19 protein-coding genes and 1 tRNA gene are annotated in these 15632 nt (G+C 40.3%); 13 read left to right on the plus strand and 7 right to left on the minus strand.

The genetic code is table 11. The annotated features are described in order from the left end of the window. The first annotated feature begins 191 nt into the window (after positions 1-191). From AC4JOV_RS05300 to AC4JOV_RS05315, 4 genes are all read left to right on the plus strand, one after another. The gene (locus AC4JOV_RS05300) at positions 192-410 is read left to right on the plus strand and encodes a cold-shock protein (protein ID WP_229936186.1); all 219 of its coding nucleotides are present in this window, start codon (positions 192-194) and stop codon (positions 408-410) included. A gap of 122 nt (positions 411-532) precedes the next feature. Continuing rightward, positions 533-609 (plus strand) — tRNA-Met (locus AC4JOV_RS05305). A 25-nt stretch (positions 610-634) separates the two neighbouring features. Then, positions 635-805, plus strand: a complete 171-nt coding sequence (locus AC4JOV_RS05310; protein ID WP_229936185.1) for a hypothetical protein — start codon at positions 635-637, stop codon at positions 803-805. A gap of 340 nt (positions 806-1145) precedes the next feature. Further along, positions 1146-1601, plus strand: coding sequence for a general glycosylation pathway protein (locus AC4JOV_RS05315; protein WP_229936184.1), 456 nt, complete (start codon positions 1146-1148; stop codon positions 1599-1601). A 236-nt stretch (positions 1602-1837) separates the two neighbouring features. Here the strand turns inward: AC4JOV_RS05315 and AC4JOV_RS05320 are convergent, their stop codons facing one another. After that, positions 1838-2698 (minus strand): mechanosensitive ion channel family protein, encoded by an 861-nt coding sequence (locus AC4JOV_RS05320; RefSeq protein ID WP_229936183.1) that lies wholly within the window; start codon positions 2696-2698, stop codon positions 1838-1840. Between the two features lie 101 nt (positions 2699-2799). Between AC4JOV_RS05320 and AC4JOV_RS05325 the strand changes: the two genes are divergently transcribed. The 4 genes from AC4JOV_RS05325 to AC4JOV_RS05340 all read left to right on the plus strand — a co-directional run bounded on the left by AC4JOV_RS05325 (position 2800) and on the right by AC4JOV_RS05340 (position 6943). Then, complete coding sequence (locus AC4JOV_RS05325; protein ID WP_491522194.1) at positions 2800-3747, plus strand: ribonuclease T2 family protein; 948 nt, start codon at positions 2800-2802, stop codon at positions 3745-3747. 50 nt (positions 3748-3797) lie between these two features. After that, on the plus strand, positions 3798-5153 hold the full coding sequence (locus AC4JOV_RS05330; protein WP_404820135.1) for an ATP-dependent DNA helicase: 1356 nt from the start codon (positions 3798-3800) through the stop codon (positions 5151-5153). Positions 5154-5436: 283 nt separating this feature from the next. Next, positions 5437-6363 (plus strand): DUF234 domain-containing protein, encoded by a 927-nt coding sequence (locus AC4JOV_RS05335; RefSeq protein ID WP_229936180.1) that lies wholly within the window; start codon positions 5437-5439, stop codon positions 6361-6363. A gap of 4 nt (positions 6364-6367) precedes the next feature. Beyond that, entirely contained in the window at positions 6368-6943 is a 576-nt protein-coding gene (locus tag AC4JOV_RS05340; RefSeq protein WP_229936179.1) for a class I SAM-dependent methyltransferase, read from the plus strand. Positions 6944-7374: 431 nt separating this feature from the next. Here AC4JOV_RS05340 and AC4JOV_RS05345 read toward each other — a convergent pair whose 3' ends face one another. The 6 genes from AC4JOV_RS05345 to AC4JOV_RS05370 all read right to left on the minus strand — a co-directional run bounded on the left by AC4JOV_RS05345 (position 7375) and on the right by AC4JOV_RS05370 (position 11032). Beyond that, the gene (locus tag AC4JOV_RS05345) at positions 7375-7806 is read right to left on the minus strand and encodes a GNAT family N-acetyltransferase (protein WP_229936178.1); all 432 of its coding nucleotides are present in this window, start codon (positions 7804-7806) and stop codon (positions 7375-7377) included. 80 nt (positions 7807-7886) lie between these two features. Beyond that, entirely contained in the window at positions 7887-8252 is a 366-nt protein-coding gene (locus AC4JOV_RS05350; protein ID WP_229936177.1) for a hypothetical protein, read from the minus strand. 34 nt (positions 8253-8286) lie between these two features. Continuing rightward, complete coding sequence (locus AC4JOV_RS05355; protein WP_229936176.1) at positions 8287-8877, minus strand: FMN-binding negative transcriptional regulator; 591 nt, start codon at positions 8875-8877, stop codon at positions 8287-8289. 67 nt (positions 8878-8944) lie between these two features. Next, a complete protein-coding gene (locus AC4JOV_RS05360; protein WP_229936175.1) occupies positions 8945-9559 on the minus strand; it encodes a DUF6037 family protein in 615 nt (204 codons plus the stop codon). A gap of 179 nt (positions 9560-9738) precedes the next feature. Beyond that, positions 9739-10200: a hypothetical protein gene (locus AC4JOV_RS05365; RefSeq protein WP_229936174.1), complete on the minus strand. Its 462-nt coding sequence runs from the start codon at positions 10198-10200 to the stop codon at positions 9739-9741. A 151-nt stretch (positions 10201-10351) separates the two neighbouring features. After that, the gene (locus AC4JOV_RS05370; RefSeq protein WP_229936173.1) at positions 10352-11032 is read right to left on the minus strand and encodes a diacylglycerol kinase family protein; all 681 of its coding nucleotides are present in this window, start codon (positions 11030-11032) and stop codon (positions 10352-10354) included. 44 nt (positions 11033-11076) lie between these two features. On the opposite strand from AC4JOV_RS05370, the gene AC4JOV_RS05375 reads away from it, so the two are divergent. The 5 genes from AC4JOV_RS05375 to AC4JOV_RS05395 all read left to right on the plus strand — a co-directional run bounded on the left by AC4JOV_RS05375 (position 11077) and on the right by AC4JOV_RS05395 (position 15628). Beyond that, on the plus strand, positions 11077-11715 hold the full coding sequence (locus tag AC4JOV_RS05375; protein ID WP_229936172.1) for a paraquat-inducible protein A: 639 nt from the start codon (positions 11077-11079) through the stop codon (positions 11713-11715). Next, positions 11712-12311 (plus strand): paraquat-inducible protein A, encoded by a 600-nt coding sequence (locus tag AC4JOV_RS05380; RefSeq protein WP_229936171.1) that lies wholly within the window; start codon positions 11712-11714, stop codon positions 12309-12311. Before AC4JOV_RS05375 ends, AC4JOV_RS05380 begins: the two co-directional genes overlap by 4 nt. Beyond that, positions 12311-13924 carry a PqiB family protein gene (locus AC4JOV_RS05385; protein ID WP_229936170.1) on the plus strand — a complete coding sequence of 538 codons (1614 nt, stop codon included), beginning with the start codon at positions 12311-12313 and terminating at the stop codon, positions 13922-13924. Before AC4JOV_RS05380 ends, AC4JOV_RS05385 begins: the two co-directional genes overlap by 1 nt. 17 nt (positions 13925-13941) lie before the next feature. Further along, entirely contained in the window at positions 13942-14475 is a 534-nt protein-coding gene (locus AC4JOV_RS05390; RefSeq protein ID WP_491522195.1) for a PqiC family protein, read from the plus strand. 130 nt (positions 14476-14605) lie between these two features. Beyond that, positions 14606-15628 (plus strand): hypothetical protein, encoded by a 1023-nt coding sequence (locus AC4JOV_RS05395; RefSeq protein WP_229936168.1) that lies wholly within the window; start codon positions 14606-14608, stop codon positions 15626-15628. The last annotated feature ends 4 nt before the right edge of the window (positions 15629-15632 follow it).

Consider the following 15632-nt stretch of genomic DNA (forward strand, 5'->3'; position numbering starts at 1 on the left):
TTAAATTTATTATTTGCTATTATTAATTTATTCAGCTATAATGATTTTATCAAAGATGATCTAGAGTTTCATCTTAGGCACGATTTTTATTGCTTACCTATAGTTTACAGTATTATCCTCCCAAAAGAACACTCCACATTATATTTTGAACATTTCAGTAATGATATGTATTAACAACTAAAGGAATTGCAATGGCAACTCAAATAAATGGAACAGTAAAATGGTTCAACAGTGACAAAGGTTTCGGTTTTATCGAACAAGAAAATGGCGGGGATGATGTATTTGTACACTATCGTCAGATCAACAGTAACGGATACGACCGTGTTTCTCTCAATGAAGGTCAAAAAGTGACTTTTGAGATCGGCGAAGGACAAAAAGGCCCACAGGCTGAAAATGTTACTGCTCTTTAAAACCATCATTGGACAGAGAGATCTGTCCAATAGTTTATAAAGAAACACGCTTATCTTTTTACAAAACTTCACACACATTGTACTTACGTAGGTACTATTCATTTTCAATATCTATTATCTGTCGCGGAATAGAGCAGCTGGTTAGCTCGTTGGGCTCATAACCCAAAGGTCGTTGGTTCAAATCCATCTTCCGCAACCAATCACATTAAATCATAAGGAGAAACATGTTTACCAATCATATATTAATAAATCATATATCAAAAGAAATAAGATTGAAAGTTTTAATCAGACTTTTAAAAAATAATGAATTATTTGATACTGCCTGTTCTAAATCAGGATTAGCTATCAAAGATGCTAATAAACTTTTAGCTAAGAACAATATCATAAAATACTAGTCATACTATAACTATAATTTTTTTCAAAATATACTACAAATTAAATTGATTTTTTTATAAGTAAAAAGACAATACTTCAATACCAATGATAGTGCATTCTTTCCGTCACTATTTTCTGGCTTTACTGACGATCTAAAAAAATGTCAGCTGATTCTGGCTGTTACTGACAGTCAATTACACTGACAGTTTAGGAAAAACTTCTTAATATCCCTCTACATCGTATTTTAGAGCGTTTGTAGGAAAACTCATATTTCTTAGTCGATCTTATTTTTTGGTTGTTATATAATCTGTAGATAGATAGTTGTGTTTAAAAAAATCAAATTAAACCCAAGGAGTATTTATGGGTATCTCAAAACTTATTACTGATAAAATCAGTCGAACCGTCTATGGTCTCATCAGTTTATCACTTGGAATTATCAGCCTTGCGATGATTGTTTCATCGCTCTATTCTATTTGGACTTCTCTACATGAACAAATGCTATTTACTAATTCCCTTCTTGATGCAGTAGGTTTTATTGTGATTGGTACAGCGATCTTTGATGTGTCGAGATTTTTGATGGAGGAGGAAGTGTTCAAAGTCCATGGCGAAGAGACAAGTATGAAACAGAGAATGATCTTAATAAAATTTCTTGTCATTATTATTATCGCCATCTCGCTTGAAGCTTTGGTATTCGTTTTTTCCGCAGCAAAGAAAGACATCAGCTTATTGGTATATCCCACCTTTTTATTATTAACCGCTGTTATGTTAGTCATTGGTTTAGGTGTATACCAGAGAATGACAAAAGAAGAAAAATAATCCTATTTGCCTAATGAAATAAGAATAGAAAATCTTCTTCTTTATCATCAGCATAGTATTGAATCTAACTCATTATCAAACATGCGAAAAAGACCCTTTACAGACATCGATACTCTAAAGAGTTTTTGAACTATGGTGAGGGAGAGGAGTATCAGGAGAGACTGGCACAGATCAGAGAAAATATCGACAAAACCATCTCATGAAGCAGTGGAGGTGCTCAGAGAGCACATCCGGCATCAGATAGAAACTTTGGGTTGATGGATATCCATCTGAGGGTATGGAATAGAGATACCGTTTTCATCAAGGGCCAGCTTGATCTGCTCGATCACCTCAAAATAGGCATCCCAGTAGTCAGCTGACTTGACCCATACGCGTACCGTGAAGTTGACGCTGCTGTCTGCCAGTTCTTTGACCGCGACAAGCGGAGCAGGGTCATTGAGAGCATACCGGTTATTGGTAAGTACATCGTAGAGGACCTCTTTTGCTTTTTTGAGGTCATCATCATAGCCTATCCCTACGGTGTGGTCGACTCTGCGCACCGCTTTGTTGGAGAAGTTGATGATATTTCCACCGGTGATCGCCGAGTTCGGTACGATGATCGTACGGTTGTCCACAGGGCTGATCGTAGTGTTAAAGAGGTTCATGCTCTCCACCTTGCCTTCTGCACCGCCTGCACTGATATAGTCGCCGATCTTAAAGGGTCTGAAGATCAAAATGATCACCGCCGCACCGATATTGGAGAGTGTATCTTTGAGCGCCAAACCTACAGCTAGACCTGCCGCACCGAGGATTGCCATAAATGAGGTCGTCTCAACACCAAGCTGCCCCAAAGCAGCGATGATAACGACAATTAACAGCGAGTAGTAGATCGTAGCCTGTACCACGTCCACAAGCATCGCATCCACTTCATACCTCTGCATGAGCCTCTTTGAGAGTCTGCCCAGTGACCTTGCGATGATCTTACCAAAATAGAAGATCAGTATCGCACCGATCAAGTTCATTCCGTATTCGGTAAGAAAGTTCATGAGTAAATCATGATAATATCCGCTTTGTACTTTTTCTATGCTCATATCTGAAAGTTCATTGGTGACATTCATAGCGTGTTTTCTCCTTGATATCTTTTGATATATGAGTATACATAAAAAAATGTTATAGGCGTTTTAGCGTACAATAGACAAAATGAGGTATGATGAATCCGATGTATAGACTTCTCTTATGGCTTTTTATTCTCACTTACACACTTTTTGCCAGATATGAGGCATATCCGCTACAGAACTGTCCGGCCTATAACAACCTCAAACATACGAAAAATACCCAGAATGTCATACTTGAGAGAGAAAAAACCTATACGGTACTGAGGAAGCATAAAGGGCAGTACCTGATCCTTGTCAAGGGAGAGAACCCTGCACAGCGATGGGTGGATGAGCGCTGTTTCGGGAGAAATAGTAGAGAAGAGAAAAACTCATATGATCACTCTGGAGAAAAAGGCAAGGCGAAGTCGGAGGATACTATCCTTGCGCTCTCCTGGCACAATGCCTACTGTGAGACACACCGCCACAGAAAAGAGTGCAAGCGCAGTTTGTTCGCTCTGGGAAAAGGAAAGTACAGAGAGAAACATTTTGTTCTGCATGGGCTTTGGCCTCAGCCCAGATCACGGATCTATTGTGATGTCGATAGGGAACTTCTGCAGATGGATAAGCACGGGCAGTGGCAGCACCTGCCATGTCTGGTGATGGATGAGGCGCTGGAGGCAAGACTGGAGAAGGTCATGCCGGGCTACGCTTCGGATCTGCATAAGCATGAGTGGATCAAGCACGGCAGCTGTTATGGTACGGATGCGGCAGAGTACTTTGAAGATGCAGTGAGTTTCACTGAACAGTTTAACAGTTCCAAGGTCGGCCGTTTTTTTGAACAGCAGATAGGCAAACATGTAACGCTTCAGCAGGTCAGATCGATCGTTGATCGTACCTTCGGCCAAGGAGCGGGAAAAAGAGTAGAGCTGCGGTGTGAGAGAGGAATGATCACAGAACTTTGGCTGCACCTTGGAAGCGGCAGCGATGATCTAGGCAGACTGCTGCAAAGAGGAAAGCAAACCAGAAGCAGATGCCAAGGCGGCATCGTAGACAGAGCAGGGTTTCAAAGGTAGGTTGGATAACGTTGAAGATGAGTAACCCGTAACTGCATACGGGTTTTTGATTGATCTTCTCCTGCCATTGGATAAGCGTAGAGAGAATTCAGTATAATACACGAAAAAAGCAATACTTTATGGACAAAACAGACGTTATCGAAGCCCTTAAACACTCCAATCTATTTTTAACCGGCGGGGCCGGGGTAGGGAAAAGCTATATCACCAATGAGGTGATCACACACTATAGAAAAGAGGGCAGACAGGTAGTCGCTCTGGGCTCTACGGGAGTGAGTGCGGTCAATATCGGGGGATTTACGGTACACAGTTTTTTCGTTTTTGGGATCGCGAATAATTTCGAAGAGTTGGAACAGCATGACAGACGCAATAAAAAAAGACTGAGTGATCTCAAAAAAGTTCTTAAAGCAACCGACCTGATCATCATCGATGAGGTATCGATGGTGAGTGCCGATCTGCTCGATATGATCGCATACAGGCTGAACCGTTACGGCTATCTTGGCAAAGTGATGTTCGTGGGGGATTTTTTTCAGCTTCCGCCTGTACAGAAACAGCAACGCGCAGATGTTTTCGGAGAAAGGCTCTATGCCTTTGAGAGCAGTGCTTGGAAAAATTTTGACCTCAGTGTGATCGAACTGACGGTGATGAAACGTACACAGGATGCCGAGTTCACCCATATCCTCTCCAAAGTTCGAAAAGGTATCTGCGATGATGAGGTTGTCGCCTATATGGTGAAGCTGTGGAACAATGCGCTCAAAGAGGAGAACCCCACCTATCTTTTCGGGCGTAATCTGGAAGTAGAGCAGACCAACCGTGCCAAGATCAATGCGCTGGAGAGTGAAGAGACGATACTCTTTGCCAATGTCGATATGCACGGTAAAGTACATGAAAAGAGGCTTGCCACATGGAAGTCGATGCTTCCTATCTCAGAACAGCTGACACTCAAAGAGGGGGCTCCTGTACTCTTTACCGTGAACAAGTGGGGAAAGTTTGTCAATGGTGAGCGTGGGATACTCTATAAAATAGAAGATGATTATCTCGTTGTGGAAAAAGAGGAGGAGTATGTCAGGGTAGAGCGGCATGAGTTTGATCTGCTGGATATGGTCGTCCATGATGACGGCAGTGTCGAGTCAATGTCCCTGGCTACACTTTCTCAATATCCTCTGAAACTGGCCTATGCCGTGACGATCCACAAATCTCAGGGGATGAGTATCGATAACCTGGTCTGTAACGTGGACAATATCTTTGCACCAAGCCAGTTCTATGTAGCGATCTCAAGGGCTGTAGACCCGAAACATCTGAAAATCGACTTCAACCGGGGTGATCTGACGCAGTATCTCAGACGGGTACTGCATGTGGATCAGAGGGTTGTAGCGTATTATGACAGAGTGAAGACGTTGAACGGTTAAGGGACTGTGAAAGAGCTTGTATGAATAGGGAAATGGAGGCTTGATCGTAGTGTATCCTGTGGATAGCCCCGCCTGGAAAGTGATATATTTTCCAGTTTTTATCTACAAAATTACGGTAAGGAAAGAAATGACCTTGTCATACAGACTGCATATCAATTTTATCCCAAGTTTTTTAGCGTTATTAAAAGCATAACAAATTATCCTATTTTCTCACAATGACCGTATAGTGACAATAGATAGGAGAAATTTAAGCTATAATTACCTATCTGCAATAAGGTTAAGTATGTCAAAACGTCCAACACTTTTACAACATTTTCGCTCTTTTGCTTACCAGAACAACATCAAAGATTTTGATAAGGCTTTAGCGTACTTTACGGTGTTTGGCGGTACGGGATGGGAGGTAGATGCTTCTAAAAACCTTGATGGACTCATAGAGGAAAAAGTACTGCGTAACTATTACCCCCTTCATAAAAGCATGACACGATATACACACAACAATCCTGTCTATCATCTGTTGCTCTCACTAGTGGCACTGGGGGTAGAGCACGAACGTGAGGCATTTAAAAAAGCTAAGATAGGAAGAGATAGCGGTGAAGAGTCCATAGACTACCTGGAAAAGAAAAGTTTACTCAAGTTTGATCTTTCGGTAGAAAAACCTTTAAAAGAGGGGGATGGAAAATCAGACAGAGTGTTATTTGAATTGCCTTTTATGCGTTTTTGGTTTGCTGCCATTTCTCCTTATTATAAGAGTATTTCAGGGGGTGATTTTAGTGAATTTACACAAAAATGGAATCAGCTCAAAGGGAATTTTTCTATCTTGCTGAGTAATCTTCTGGTACGAGAACTGGTAAAACAAAGCTTTGCTGAAAAATTTGCAGAGGATCCCATTGTCTCCATAGGTTCATATTATGACAAGCAGGTACACATAGAGATACTGGCCATAAGAAGATCGGGAAAGATGTTGGCAGGTGAGTGTAAGTACTCTAAAGAGGCGGCAAAAATAAACATGTTTAATACCCTAAAAGAGAAGTGTAAAAAAGCAGAGCTCAACATAGCTGATTATGTACTCTTTTCTAAAAATGGATTTTCTTCAGAAGTTGAAGAGATCAAAGGTGAAGAAATAACACTTTTATCTCAGAGACATCTGGTTTCATTACTGGAGAATTTGACTGAAGAAGATTTGTTAGTGTATAAAAATAAAAAGTACTGAGCAAATGGCACGCATCGATCAAAAAGAATTTTATCAAGACAATTATGATACTTTTGGCATCTCTGCATGTGGTGTAGCATGGAATTCTGAACAGTCTCAAAAACGTCGTTTTTCGGCCATTCTTTCCTGCCTTGGTGATGTGAGAAATGACACGCTTGTTGATGCAGGCTGTGGCTTTGGTGACTTTTACCTCTACCTTAAAGAGAAAAACAATTTACCAAAAACCTACATAGGTTTGGACCTCTGTGAACCGATGGTCAAAGAGGCGAAGGTACGTACGGGCTGTAAGATAGTAAAGTGTGATATCTTGCGTCAAACCATCCCTTTGGCCGACTGGTATGTTGCCAGCGGATCGATGAATGTTTTGACCCGCCTTGAAACACAAGTGTTCATACAGCGTTGTTTTGAAAAAAGCCGTAAAGGATTTGTTTTTAACCTTTTAGAAGGTAAAGAGTGTGAAGGTACGTTTAGCTATTGGAAAACACACGAGATGAAAAAGTTTTGTCAGACACTTGGCGTAAAAGTAGAGATAAAAGAGGGCTATATAGATGGAGATTTTACGGTAGTGCTAAGTAGTTGAGTGGGTATAAGATAAAGCCTCAATTCAAGCATAAGGATATCAGCTTTTCTCGTTTCCATCGTTCCCGATGGGAATGCAACATCATACAAAAATAGGGGATTAGCGTTGAAGTATGAGGTTCCACCTGAGGGAGAAGCGTAAATTCTTCCCCTCGCTCCCAAACTGAGTTTGGTGTATATTGAACTGATGTGTCACATGATCTGTATGGGTTCCCAAATACAATTTGGGAACCAGTAAAACCGCAGTGTATCAGGGAACGGATATCTCAGGAGTTTGAATGATTAGTGGTTAGATACCTGACCCTAAAGTTTCAACTGAAGTTAGCGCAATTTCATTTGTGATTTTGACGATGTTCATGATTTTATTTCCCCCTTAAATAATGTCCTGTTTTAAGTATATTACATGATTTATTCTTTATGTGCAAAGCTTTGTTACAGATCATTTACAAGCCCCCACGCGAGTGCCTGATCTTGATTCTCAAAGATGGCCATAGCTGTACGCATACGTTTGAATCCTAGTTTTTTGTAGAAGGCTTCTTTTCCGGGATAGGCGTATAGAATGATTTTTTTGTGCCCTATGGAAAGTTCAGCCAATTTTGAAACGATATCTTTTCCTATGCCGTATCCTTGGTACTCAGGAAGCACTGCAACATCACAGATATAGGAACAGTCAATACCGTCGGCTAGTGCTCTGCCTACACCTATGAGCTTCTCCTGGTCAAAGACAAAACACTTGAAGATACTGTTGGTAAATGCTTTTTGAAGCTCCTCGGCTCTCTTCTCTCCCAGAGGAGCGACTCTGTAAAGATCTGATAGCGTATTCCAATCAATGCTCTCCTGTGTATATCTCCATTCTAGTTTCAAAAGTACTCCTTATAACTATCTGTCAGGTCATTTCGCGTAGGGTGCGTAACTACGCACCAAAATAGAGGGTAAAGGAGTTGTCAACGAATCCCGTTAAGCCTATCAACCTTCTGTACATTGAAAAATTTCGACAGCGCTTTTTCCTGCTGCTCGATCTCCTCTTTCAACGGGCTATCCTCTTTGATGATAAATGTGATGGTCTTGCAGGAACTGCCGATGACTTTTGGCATGAAGGTCTCGATCAGCCATTGTGTATCTTCAGGTACGCTTTCAAAACCGTTGGTCGTATCCGTGATCCACAGGGTTGCCTCTTTCTCATTGATGAGTTCGAGCCCGGACTCCAAAGGCAGCCTGTAGTTCTCAAAGCTGCAGAACTTTTTCCACTGGCAAAATACCGCATTGTGGTTTTCCAGATATTCAATTTTGCAAAATTCAGTTTCAAACACTTTATCCCCTTTTTTGATAAGATTAACTATGCACTTAGTTGCCTGTTATTTGTTCCATGAAGTCGGCAGCCTCCTGGTTGCCGACATTTCTTAGTCCAGAGATCACACTCTCTATATCTTCACCCGGTTTATTCTGGTTGAATTTGAATTTGGCTTCGATACGCTTGGGCTTAAACTCAAAGAACCGGATAGAATCGGTGAGGTTTTTAAATCTCTCTTCATTGGGTAGTTTCCATCCCTCTTTACCCTCGTACCGTTCGACCAGTTCCTGGAAGAGGTTCCATATTTTTGTCTCATCATCGATGAACTTGATATGCCCGTAGCAGTGGACTGCACTGTAGTTCCATGTCGGTACATTGAACTCTGAAGCATACATCGTCGGTGAGATATAGGCGTGAGGACCGGTAAAGATGATAAGCACCTCCTGCTCTTCTCGGATACCGGAGTGTATGTTGTTTAGGGCAAAGTGGCCGTAGTAGTTTCCATCTTCAAACCGGTCGATCGGCATATGTGTCGCTTCGATCCTATCATCGATGGTGGAGATAACGGTAGCAAACGGATTTTCGCTTATAAATTCATGGATGGTTTTATCATCCTCTATCTTGAATGGTTCTGGTATATACATTTTCCCCTCTTAGTGTATAACGTTTGAAATGATTGGTCTCCTCTGATTTGTTATATATTCTAATACATTATGAATTATTACTAAAGTTGTTAATTATTTCTCCATCAGTTTTCTCTTTCTCTTTTTTTGAAGAGTAGCAAAAGCTCACTGTATGATCGTCTTTGAATTTTACATACAGACTTGGTCTTAACAACCTAGACTTATTATCATTAAAAGGGGTTCGTTTTTCAGTATCTGGATTTCGTTTAATTGAAAAACAATAAATTTTACTAGGATCTTGACTGTCACTTTTTGATAAAGAGTTAGTCATAACAACCTTCAATTCTTGAGATTTCGCCAAATTTACTTGTGTAGGTATAAAAGTCGAAAAATATTCATTAAATTGCCTTAATATATCACCAATATTTTCTGAATAGTCAATATCGAAAAACTCTCTTAATGTTTTTGCGTCAGTCATAAACCCATTTGTATTGACTGGGATAGTTAAGTTATCATTTATGTCATTTTTTTTCAATATTTCCACTTGTAAAAGAGCATATTTTGGTTTTCTATCATCCTTCTGATATAACTTAGCTAATACTATATAATCACGATTTTTATATATAAACTGAAATGCTTCAATTACCCAACCGTGATTTTCCATATCCTGCTTAAGGACTCTAAAATTTTCAAAAATATTCATCTTATTCCTTACCTAATTATTCCGTATAAAATCACTCAACTGTACAACTTAAATTTTCTAAATACATTATAAAGACAATTACCCCTTAATAGCTTGGGCATTATCGTATTTAAAACATATAACGTTTGAAATGAGCCGATGAATTGCCCACAGGGCAATGTATTAGCTCCACTGATTTGTTATCTTTTGAATTTTAAAAAATATTCTATATATTTAATTCCATCATGGTTAAATTGATTTTCATTAACAATACTTTTATTAATTATATAATAGTTATTTATATCTATTACAGCAAGAATGACAGGATTAGTATAATTTTTGTTACTAATAATTATTTTCTTATTTTTATTAAATTTAACGTTCTCTTGAACAATTTTATTTTTATCGATAATCAAATTACTAGTGTTAACTGTAATTAAATGGTATAGATCATGATCAAACTTTAAAAGTATTGCTTTTCCGCTAGCGTTAGATTCAGATATTAGAGCATTTAAATTATCAATTCTACAATCATTGTATTGATGTGTAGAAACTGCTACCCCTGTTTTTGCTTCAAAAAATGCTTTGCAATATATAAAATTTGATACTAAGAAAAAACACATTACACATAAAAATATAACAATATAAAAAAAGAATTTCAAAGTTTAGATTCCTTTATAGCATTATTTAAAGATAACTATTTATCAGAGGAACCTTGTGCCTGCACTCTTTGTGAGACAATGTCCTCAATCCCCTTTATTGAAGTAGTATTAGTATACAAAAAATGTCCGATGATTGCAAGAAAGAGAAGGGTTACTTCGTCACCACCTCTATATACCCCATAGGCCGGATATGTAAAAGATTCTCTTCGATCGTGACGACATCTCCGTCGAGTTCGATGAGATTGTGATGATTGTTTAGGTCGATAGTCATCTCTTTGACCTCCCCGTAGAAACTTCCAAACCTTTTGATGAAACGAAACGGGGTAAAGATAAAGAACTTTCGCGGGCTCATCAGCATAAAAGGGGTCAGAAGAAGGTGCGCTGGCAGCAGCAGGAGTACAGCGAGCAGGTACTTCAACGGCCCGTGTTCGATCCATCCGAAACGCATTGTCTCAGAGAGGATGATATGGTGCAGGTCGCCCATATTGCCGGCACTGAACAAAAAGAGCTCTTCATTGAGTTTGAAGAGGTGATGTTTCTCTCTGTTGGGCTCTTCTCCTCTGGCAAGCAGTTCCAGTACCTCTTCGATCTTCGGGGTTTGGTGTATCTTGGCAACCAGGTTGAACGAGCCGGTAGGGTTGAGGATAAATGTAGGGATCTTCTCCATGTCATGAAGCTGCTGGAGTGTACGCCTGATACGTCCATCCCCGCCGGTGATAATGACATAGTCATACTGCTCTATATCATGTTGCTTTGTGATCTCTGAGATATCGATAGAGGTGATATCCAGACCGTTGTAAGAAATCTCTTTGCCTATAGAGAGTATTTGCATCAATAACCTTTAGATATTTGATCTATTTGGTTACAATTATAGCTATGAAAATTGAAAATGAAGATGCACTGGATCATCTTATCATCTGTCACCAATGTCATACGCTGCATGAGGAGATCCCTATCGAGGATGGAACGAAAGCGTGCTGTGTAGAGTGTCACAGTGTACTCTATCGATATGACTCCAAATTGATAGATCACGGTTTGGCACTATCCATCACCGCACTGATATTTTTTGCAGTGGCAAACTTTTTCCCTGTGGTACTGATCGAGGTTTTGGGAAATGAACAGTTCATCACGATACCAAAAACATTTCTCTCTTTGTTTGAGAACGGTTTTTATTTTGTAGGTTTACTGTGCGGGGTTGTGATATTTCTCTTTCCTTTGGCTATTTTCTCACTCTACGTACTGCTTTTTTTGCTTTTGAAGTTTAAAAAAGGAGAAGATTTAACGAGAACGCTTCTTGTAGGGCTCTCTTATATGAAGCCTTGGAGTATGAGTGACATCTTTTTGATCAGTATACTGGTTGCACTGGTCAAGTTGATAGGCTATGCACAGATACATATGGGGATAGCATTTTGGGCTTTAGTGGTGTTTGTACTTTTGGATATCTATATGACGAGGTATATCCATCTCAATGAGATATGGATGCTTAGAAAACAGATCTTTACGGAGAGAGAATGATAGAAGTTGATGAAAAAGATCTTATACGCTGTCCGGTATGTGAGGCAGTCAATATCGATAAGGGGAAGGAGAACAGATGCCGTCGCTGCGGTTCTCCTATCTATAAGTACAGACGTTTCAAGACTGAAAAGAGCTGGGCATACCTGATCACGGCGATCATTGCCTACATCCCTGCAAACCTCTATCCGATGCTTGTAAGTACACAGTTCGGGAAGGTAGAGGAGAGTACGATTATCGGCGGTGTGATACTGCTGTGGGAGTCAGGATCCTTTCCGATAGCGGCTATTATCTTTTTTGCATCGATTATCGTGCCTATTATGAAGTTCCTTATTTTGGTTTATCTGCTTATTAGTGTAAAATACCCCCTGGGAAAAGATAAAAAGGTAAATAAACACAAATTGTATTATATGACTGAAGTGATCGGCCCATGGTCGATGATCGATGTCTTTGTCGTGGCGATACTGGCTGCACTGATACATATGCACAATATCCAGATCATTGCAGGGACTGCTGCGACAGCATTTGCACTTTCGGTCTTTTTTACCCTTTTGGCCGCACAAGCATTTGATGAGCGGCTTATCAAGGAGAATCGTTAATGTCTAAAAACATTCCAAATGTAGAAGAGTCTACAAAGTTCAATTTTATCACTTCTATATGGATCGTACCTTTTGTAGCCCTCTTGATCGCTGCCTGGTTGGCGTATCAGTATTACGCAGAACTGGGGCCTGAGATCAAGATTGTTTTTCCAAACAATGAAGGATTGCAGGCAGGACAGAGTGTCATCAAATACAGAGATGTCACGATAGGAAAAGTAACAAAAATCAATTTGGAAAATGACGGTTCCAGGGTTGCCGTATATGCGCGCATAGATAAGACAGCAGAAGCGTTTCTTAATGAACATACGAAGTTCTGGATCGTTAAACCGGAAGTGGGACTGGGGGGAGTCAGCGGACTTGATACGTTGATCTCGGGAACCTATATCAATCTTTATACGACAAAAGGGGAAGAGTCAAGAAGAGAGTTCACCGGGCTTCCCTATGTTTTCAGGGCAGATAAAGAGGGAGAGTACTTCCATCTAAATGCACCGCAGGGGTACAATATCGCTCAGGGAACACCGATCTTTTTTAAAAATATGAAAGTGGGTGAAATCGAGTATGTCATGATCTCCATGGATGGCCGGAGTATCGATTTTTATGCCTATATAGAGAAAGAGTATGTCCCTTATGTCCACACGGATTCGAAGTTCTGGGTAAGAAGTGCCCTTGATGTGGATTTTTCCAACGGGAGGCTGGATGTAAATATCGCACCTTTGTCACACCTGATACAAGGTGGAATATCGTTTTCATCTTCCGGAGCTGATGCAGAGGATGAGATTCCGAACGATTATATTTTTAATCTTTATAAAAACGGTAATATTGCGGAAGGGACAAAGATCGGTAAAGGCGGTAAATCGATCAAAAGATTTGAAATCCATGTAGTTGATTCGATCGCAAAACTCAAGCAGGAAGCCCCTGTACGTTATGAAGGTTATGAGGTGGGGAAGGTAACGAAGGTTGCTACAACCTATGATCCTGTAAGTCATAAAATGACAGGGACGGTCTTTGTGAAGATAGATACTTCATTTTTTGAAAATAAGAATGAGAAGAATGTCACCGGAGAGATGAACTTCAAAAAAGCAGTGGAAGAGGGATTAAGAGCAAGGATCACTCCTACCGACCCGATCACGGGTGTACTCTATGTTGATCTTGTTTTCAAGGCAGATCTACCGTATAGAGCGATCATCGAAGGGGAGAAGTATCCTGTTCTACCTTCTGTCAATGATCAAAGCGGCGGAATTATGGATCAGGTAAATATTTTGGTGACACGACTCAACACTCTGCTTGATTCCACCAATAGGGTGATGGATGAGAATGCCAGACCGCTACACGAGATTATAACCAACCTCAATAAAACGATGGGAAATATCAATACGCTAGTGGCACAGGAAGAGACACAAAACCTACCTAAAGCGCTCAATCAGAGTGTGAAAAGGCTGACAGAAACACTTGAAAGTGCCAACCGTGTTCTTGAGGAATATGAACATGACTCGTTGCTGAACCGGCAGCTTGCACAAACGCTTAAAGAGGTGACAGAAACCTCTCAGGAGATGAGCAAAGTGTTAAGAATGATCAACCGTAAACCAAACGCACTGATATTTGGAGAAGAGTAATGAAAAAAAATGTTTTAATGAGTCTATTGGTTCTTTTGATGGCCGGGTGTGCGACAAAAAGCCACTACTATGTGCTCTCTACGGCAACACAACCGGCGCATGTGTCTCCCTCTACGAAAACGATCGGTGTTGCACAGGTGATATTGCCAAGCTATATGGATAAGCGTAAATTGACCGTAGCACGTACAGGCAATCAGATAGCTCAACTTGATTCAGCAGTGTGGGCGGAAGATTTGGATATCGGTCTTACAGAACGCCTTATCAGTTTTCTGCAAAAAAAGTTTGAACAGCCCAATGTTTTTGCCTATCCATGGGGTGTAGATAGACAACCGGATATGAAAGTAAAACTGCAGATCAATCGTTTCCTGGCACAAGGTGATACGGTTTATTTAGATGCGAACTATCTGCTTATTGACCTGAAGCGCCATACAAGTCATGCCTACCTTTTCAATACTGCATTGAAAACAAGCAGTGAGCCCTCAGCTATAGTCAATACGATGGACAGGGCATTTGGAGAGCTGGAAGAGGATATCGCAGAAAAGATTAAATGAGCTGTTCCTATGCTCTGGTGATCAGAAGAGAAGGGTATTGCTATAGTAAAATTATTTTATCTTATTTCTAATATATATAAATATTATGCTACAATAATTTACAGAATTGAGTGCAAAGGGTAACGACTAAATGTCAGTAAAACATTTCATCGTGTTGATGGTAGTATCAGCAACATTGGTTGCACAAACGAGTGATACTAAAAAGACATACGGTATACAATCAGGTGAAGTCAGGTATGAGATTTACGGTGGAGGTGTTGTTACACCGGAATGCAATTTATCGATAGAGGGATATGAAAAGCTCTCCTTTAGAGCATGGGGAGATGAGCGCAAAGAGGTGATGGAACGTACAGAGAGACTTTCCGGTACAGTACAGCGTATAGAGCAGGAGAAGACACTTAAAAGAAGTACAAAAGATACCCTCTATACAGTAGACTTTGAAAATGAATATATCATCACTACGAATCTCATAGCGGGAGATATCGGCCAGGTTGACTTAAGTCGTATGCAGATGAACGGGACGATGAATATCGCATCCTACGAGTGTGAGCTTTGGGAAGACGGTATGAGAAGCGTATGTCTCTATAAAGGCATTGTATTGATGGATGAAAAATGGTATCTTGGATTTGTTTACGGTAAACGGGCAAAGGAGGTAAACTTTGACCTGAACCTCTCTGAGGAGACTTTTGAACTTCCTGATTATCCGGTCAAAGAAGATCTTTTGATGAGGCATATGATCAAAACCACACAAACCTATAAAGATGAGAGTATTTCAGATAAGATCATCCGTGCAAGCAGTGATGCTATCTCTCCTACTGACAGAGAGTATCAAAAAGCTGTGAGCCGTATGACAGAGGAACTTTTCGAAAAAGAAAAAGCCTATTTTACGCTTTTACTGAAATCGATGCGTAAGAGCAGGGCATGTCTGCATATGGCAGCATCTCAAAGTGATGCTGATAGATGTCTGTATGAGATCGGCGAACTTCAGTCACTGCATCACGGTGAGAGTAGGTTTGCACTCAGGATACCAGAAGGTGGCGACAAGCTGAAGATATTGGATGATCTTGATGAAAAGATCAGAGCATTGAAAACCAGAATCCCCTGTATCAATAGGGCAGTAGATATGACCGATCTTTCTGCATGTATGAAGTAAGCTT

The organism is Sulfurovum sp. MH2-6 (assembly GCF_058374785.1).